Source organism: Burkholderia sp. E168m23 (genome assembly GCF_016586125.1).
Classification (GTDB): Bacteria; Pseudomonadota; Gammaproteobacteria; order Burkholderiales; family Burkholderiaceae; genus Burkholderia; species Burkholderia orbicola.
On record NZ_BCPP01000458.1, the window covers coordinates 1 to 5,577 of the forward strand.

Annotated in this window: 4 protein-coding genes and 1 pseudogene; 1 reads left to right on the top strand and 4 read right to left on the bottom strand. The window is 61.3% G+C overall.

What is annotated here, in order from left to right:
* Positions 1–240: pseudogene (locus JMF90_RS40180) on the top strand (hypothetical protein); the annotation flags it as partial.
* A 704-nt stretch (positions 241–944) separates the two neighbouring features.
* On the opposite strand, the gene JMF90_RS21940 reads toward JMF90_RS40180, so the two are convergent.
* The 4 genes from JMF90_RS21940 to JMF90_RS21955 all read right to left on the bottom strand — a co-directional run.
* Positions 945–2,807, bottom strand: coding sequence for a methyl-accepting chemotaxis protein (locus JMF90_RS21940; RefSeq protein WP_011694661.1), 1,863 nt, complete (start codon positions 2,805–2,807; stop codon positions 945–947).
* Between the two features lie 172 nt (positions 2,808–2,979).
* A complete protein-coding gene (locus JMF90_RS21945; protein ID WP_011548273.1) occupies positions 2,980–3,651 on the bottom strand; it encodes an OmpA family protein in 672 nt (223 codons plus the stop codon).
* Positions 3,652–3,724: 73 nt separating this feature from the next.
* Positions 3,725–4,489 carry a flagellar motor protein gene (locus JMF90_RS21950; protein WP_011548274.1) on the bottom strand — a complete coding sequence of 255 codons (765 nt, stop codon included), beginning with the start codon at positions 4,487–4,489 and terminating at the stop codon, positions 3,725–3,727.
* 14 nt (positions 4,490–4,503) lie between these two features.
* A partial coding sequence (locus JMF90_RS21955) for a Crp/Fnr family transcriptional regulator (RefSeq protein ID WP_201325425.1) occupies positions 4,504–5,577 on the bottom strand: 1,074 nt, incomplete at its 5' end.

Sequence of the window (5,577 nt, forward strand, 5' to 3'; positions counted from 1 at the left end):
ATGGATGACGTCAAAGATCAACACAAGAATTTAGTCGGCGTAGAAATGGAAACTTATGCAGTTTTTACTGCCGCACAATATGCATCAGAACCACGACCAAAATGCATATCAATAAAATCCGTTTGCGATTTCGGAGATGAAGACAAAAAAGATGGAGCTCATTTGTATGCCGCATATACTAGTGCACGGTTCCTGTATCGATTTGCAATTGGAGCCCTGGGCGATCAAAATTTTCAGTGACATAGACAAATCCACATAAAATTCCGATCACGTGCCCGCAATTCAAATCCGCGGGCACCATCAATAGGAGCCGCCACCAAGGATTAAATCCATTATTTTATTGATTTTCCAACGAAAATTAATAATAGCATTTACCGCATCAGTCGAATACATTCTTCACCGGAAAATCGTCAGACCGAAACATCGCTGCGGCCTCAGCGAACACATCCGCATAAAAAGTCTCGCTATCGAAGATATCGGCACGACTTGATCTTCATATCCCTAGTCTTCACCCGCCGCTTCAGAAGCGAAACCGTCGTAACAAACAGAGTCAGTTTCCTGTCATCGACGACAGAGCTTTGCACGTTACTCCCGCCTGTGCAGAAAACCATTTCACCTTGACCTGCCCGCCTTAACCGGCCGTATGTTCATGTCGCCGGTATTATTTTGTGGCATGCCCCCTATCCTCCATCTTCGCCGCACCCACCTCTGCCGCAACCCTCTCCCCGATAAACCAGGTAAGAATCCGTCGGTGACTCAACAACCTTCGCGCCCTCTGTAGCGGTGGTGGCGAGAAGCATCACCGGCCTGCAAAAATCTTCGATCTGAAAATTCGTTTCATTTCTATAAATGCCGCCAAACCCTGTGCCAACAAAAAACGGCCGCCGTGACCCCACGGCAGCCGTCCCTCAGAAACGCCCCAAACTCAAACCATCAACCAGCCCTTACTCATCCACCTTAAAAGCCGAAACCAGCTTGGTCAATTCCGCCGCCTGCTGCTTCAAACTCTCCGCGGCCGCCGCACTTTCCTCGACCAAAGCCGCATTCTGCTGCGTCATCTGATCGAGCGACTGCACCGCATCCCCAATCTGATCGATCCCGGCACTCTGCTCCAGGCTAGCCTCCGCAATTTCACTCATCATCGCGCTAACGCCCTGAACCTGCGCAACAACATCGCTCATCACCTTCCCCGCCTCACTAACGAGCCGCGACCCGGCACCCACCGTCCCCGCGCTATGCTCGATCAGCGATTTAATCTCCTTCGCCGCCTGCGCACTGCGCTGCGCCAGATTCCGCACTTCCGAAGCGACAACAGCAAACCCGCGCCCCTGCTCCCCCGCCCGCGCCGCCTCCACCGCAGCATTCAGCGCCAGAATATTCGTCTGAAACGAGATACTGTCGATCATCACGATGATCTCGGAAATCCGTTGCGAAGCGTCACTGATCTGCTCCATCGTCGTCACGACCTCGCCCACCACCTGCCCACCCCGCGCCGCCGTATCCGCCGCACCGTTGATCATCTTCGCCGCGGTAGTCGCCGTCTCGGTGTTGTTGCGCACCACGGCCGTGATCTCTTCCATTGACGAAGCCGTCCGCTCCAGGTTGCTCGACTGCCCTTCGGTGCGCTCGCTCAGATCCGCATTCCCCGAAGCAATCTGCGCCGACCCAGTCGCAATCGAAGCCGAAGCCGCCCGAATCCGATGAACGAGCGTCGACAGGGACGACACGAACCGATTGAACGCATCCGACAACTGCCCGATCTCGTCCTCGCTCTCCACCGTCATCCGGCGCGTCAAATCGCCCTGACCGCTGGCGATCTCCGACAGCAGCGTCGCCGCCCGCCGAATCGGCGCGGCAATCGCGCGCCCCACCAGCCAGATCACGAGCAACGCAACCCCAAGCCCCACCACCGCCGCCACCAGCGCCGCGCTGCGAATCGCACGCGTCACCGGCCCGAGCAGTTCGGCCTGCGGCACCTGAACGACCACATACGCATTCAGTTCCGGAATGAACGACGTCGCGATGAAGCGCGCGCCGCCATCACCCTCATAGCTCAGGTACGCATACGGCTTGCCCGCAAGCAGCGTCGACGACGCATCCCCCGGCAGTCCCCGCTCATCCTTCAGAAAATGCTTGCCGTCGATCAGCGACGTATCGCGATGCATCATGATCGCGCCGTCGGGGCGCACGAGGTACGCAAACCCGGTCTCACCGATCCGGTAAGCCGAGATGCCCTTCGCGAGCGCATCGACGGACAGGCTCATGCTCGCCGCGCCGATCGGCACGCCGTCGAGTTCCACGCGGCTGTTGATGAACATCATGTAGCCGCCGACGGTCACCTCGCGATCCATGTTCACGTCGTACGCCTTGCCGGACGACAGGAAGTTGGTCAGCCACTGATCCTTGTCGGTCACCTTCCGCTGCAGGCCGGCTTCGTTGTAGTAGTTGCCGCTCTTCACCGACACCCACTGCACGGACGCGGCCTTCTGCTCGTCCTTCACGTTCTTCGCGAGCTGAATCCAGTTGCGCGTGCCGGCATCGGGTTCGCCGTCGGCTTCCCATTGCAGCAGGAACGCATCGCGCGCCAGAATGCGCGACGCGGCGATCGGGCCGGCCATCTGGCGCTGCACGTCGGCGCGGATGCCATTGACGGCGGTCGGCAGCTCTTCGCGGACGACGCGATCGCGCACCGCGTTGCCGATCAGACGGACGCTGAGCCCGCTCGAAATCGCGACGAACACGAGCAGGCAACTCGTCATGCTGAGAATCAGCTTGTTCTGAATGGAAAGCTTGCGCCAGAAATGCATGGGGAACCCTCGATAACCGCTCGGTCTGAGCCAGATTGGGTTATCGGCATGCACGCGCAGAACCGCATCGCTGATTTCAGATAGCGATCATTCGAGATTCGTTATGTTGTGGATGGGTGGGCATATGCGGTCGCCTATATGCACGGCGAACAACGCAAATACAAAGCGCTGATCAGTAAGCAACGAAGATCGTGACACGCCGGTTGCGCGCTCTCGAACCAGCATCGTCCCCCGCGACAAGCGGCTGCGTATCCGCCCGCCCGATCGCCGCCAGCCGATGCGGCGCGACACCGCGCTCGGTCAAGTAGCGCACCACACTCCCCGCCCGCGCCGACGAAAGCTCCCAGTTCGATTCGTATTTCGCGTTCGCGATCGGCACGCTGTCCGTGTGGCCTTCGACGAGGATGTCGCCGGTTGCATGCTCGCTCAATGCTTGCGCAATCTGGTTCAGCACCGGCGACGAATGGGGCAGCAAGCGAGCATCGCCGACATTGAACAGAATCTTCGCGTCGATACCGATCTCGATGCCATGCGGCGCCTTCACCAGCGCAATGCGTCCATTCGATTTCAACGAATCGAGCAGCGCGAGCCACGGCGGCGCAGGGTCGGACTTGGCAGCATCGACGGAAGCAGTCGCAGCACCCCCAGCCTGCCGCGCAAGCGTCTGATACCGCGCATCGAGCGCGTTGTATTTCGCGAGCTGAAGCACATACAGCGCGAGAAACAGCACCATCAGCGTCGTGATGAGATCCGCGTACGAAATCAGCCAGCGTCCGGACTGCGCGCCTTCGAGTTCGTCATCGTCGCGATCGGCAGCGGATGCGCCGTCAGTTCGAGCCGTCATGCTGTCAGGAATCCGGGTTCGCCAAACGGTAAGGAACAGGTGCAGATACGCGCAGGCACGAAGCGCACGAACATCACGCCAGCGATTCCGCCGCACGCCCGCGCACATCGCCGGTCAACCGCGTCTCGATCGTATGCGGCGACTCCTTGCGCGAGATCGCGAGCAAGCCATCGAGATACAGCTTGCGGAACCGCATCTCGCTGTCGATCTGCGCGCGCAGCTTGCCGTACAGCGGCAGGAACACGAGGTTCGCGAACGCGAGCCCGTACAGCGTCGCGATGAACGCCACCGCGATGCCCGGCCCAAGTTGCGCCGGCTCCAGAATATGGCTCGTCACCTGCACGAGCCCGAGCACCGAGCCGAGAATGCCGAAGGTCGGCGCATAGCCGCCCGCCTGCTGCCACACGCGCACGGCCGCGAGGCGGCTGCGTTCGTACGCATCGAGTTCGCGTTGCAACGCATCTTCGAGCACAGCGGTCGACACGCCGTTCGCCAGCAGTTCGAGCCCGCGCCGCGCGAACGGATGAATCCCGCTCACGTCCATCGATTCGAACGCGAGCAGCCCGTCGAGCTTCGCGCGGTCGCCCCATTCGAGCAGGTCGGACAGGTTCTTGCGATCGACTTCGCGGGCCCGCACGAACGCGAGCCGCAACTGCTTCACCGCATCGAAGAAGCGCGCCCACGTGTTCTGGATCATCACCGCGCCGAGCGTGCCGCCGAGCACGATCACGAGCGCCTCGAACTGGAACAGCATCGAGAAGTGCCCGCCTTCCAGCGCGAACCCGAACACGATCGCCGCGCCGCCCAGCACCACACCGACCAGGGTCAACAGATCCATATGCGTTCTCCGTATCACGCATCCGACGCTGAAGCCGACGCGACGGCCGTCGCACCCGCGGCAGGCGCCTTCGCCGCACGTACGGCCTCCAGCACGCGCTGCTCGATGTCCTCGATCTCGACCGGATCGAGCTTGAGTTCGCGGCGCATCACCCACGACACCTCGTTGCGCCGCGCCTCGGTCATCACGGAAAACAGCTTGTCGGCCACCGCGCGATCGTCGAGGTTCGCGATCAGCTTCGCGAGGTCGTAGGTATCGAACGCGCTGATCACGTCGAACAGCGTGCGCTGGTCGATCCACACGAGATCCTCGAGCGCGCGCACGTCGCCGCCGCGGCGCCCGTTGCGACGCGAGAAGTACGCCACGCCCTTCTGTTCGACGTAGTTGAGCACCTTCGATTTGCGGAACGCGAACACTTCTTCCGCGATCTCGCCGTTCGACAACTTGTTGAGCAGCAGCGTCTTGTCGACGCCGATCAGCGATTCGAGATCGGCCAGTTCGATGAGTTCGAGTTCGCTGTTGATCGACAGGTCGAGATCGTGATCGGCCACCTGTTGCGCGCGGTCGATCACGCGTGCGGCGTCGAACGTGACGACCTGGCGCGCATCCGACGAAGCCGCGTAGTCGCTTGCGCTGCCGGCGCCATCAGCCTGCGCGGCTTCGATCGTGACGAGGTTGAGCTTCTCCATGCGTCGCAGCATCGCGAGCACGTGCGGCCGGGAATGGCCGGCAATCGCGCGGCATTTGCGGATCACTTCGGCAAGCGGCACCGAGGTTTCGGCCGCATGCGCCTGCATCGGCCGGCGCGCCCACGTGTCGCCCGCTTCGCGCGCATCGGCGCCGGCCATCAGCGACAGCACGTGCGCATACGACAGCACGCCCGGCATGAAGTCGGCATGCGTATAGGTCGCCAGTTGGTCGTCCTTGCGCTTCACGCGGCGGATCATCGTTCGCACGATATGGCGCAGCAGCGCGGACACGCGCTCGATTTCTTCATCGAGGACGCCGGCCGGTACGACCGTGAGCTGGCAGAACGACAGCGCCTTCGCGGTATGCGCGCGCGGTTCGGCGGCGAGCAGCGCCGATTC

What these genes read in the sequence shown, in the direction of transcription:
- JMF90_RS21945 (WP_011548273.1), bottom strand. Translation starts at nt 3,651, where the DNA reads ATGACGGCTCGAACTGACGGCGCATCCGCTGCCGATCGCGACGATGAC.
- JMF90_RS21940 (WP_011694661.1), bottom strand. Translation starts at nt 2,807, where the DNA reads ATGCATTTCTGGCGCAAGCTTTCCATTCAGAACAAGCTGATTCTCAGC.
- JMF90_RS21950 (WP_011548274.1), bottom strand. Translation starts at nt 4,489, where the DNA reads ATGGATCTGTTGACCCTGGTCGGTGTGGTGCTGGGCGGCGCGGCGATC.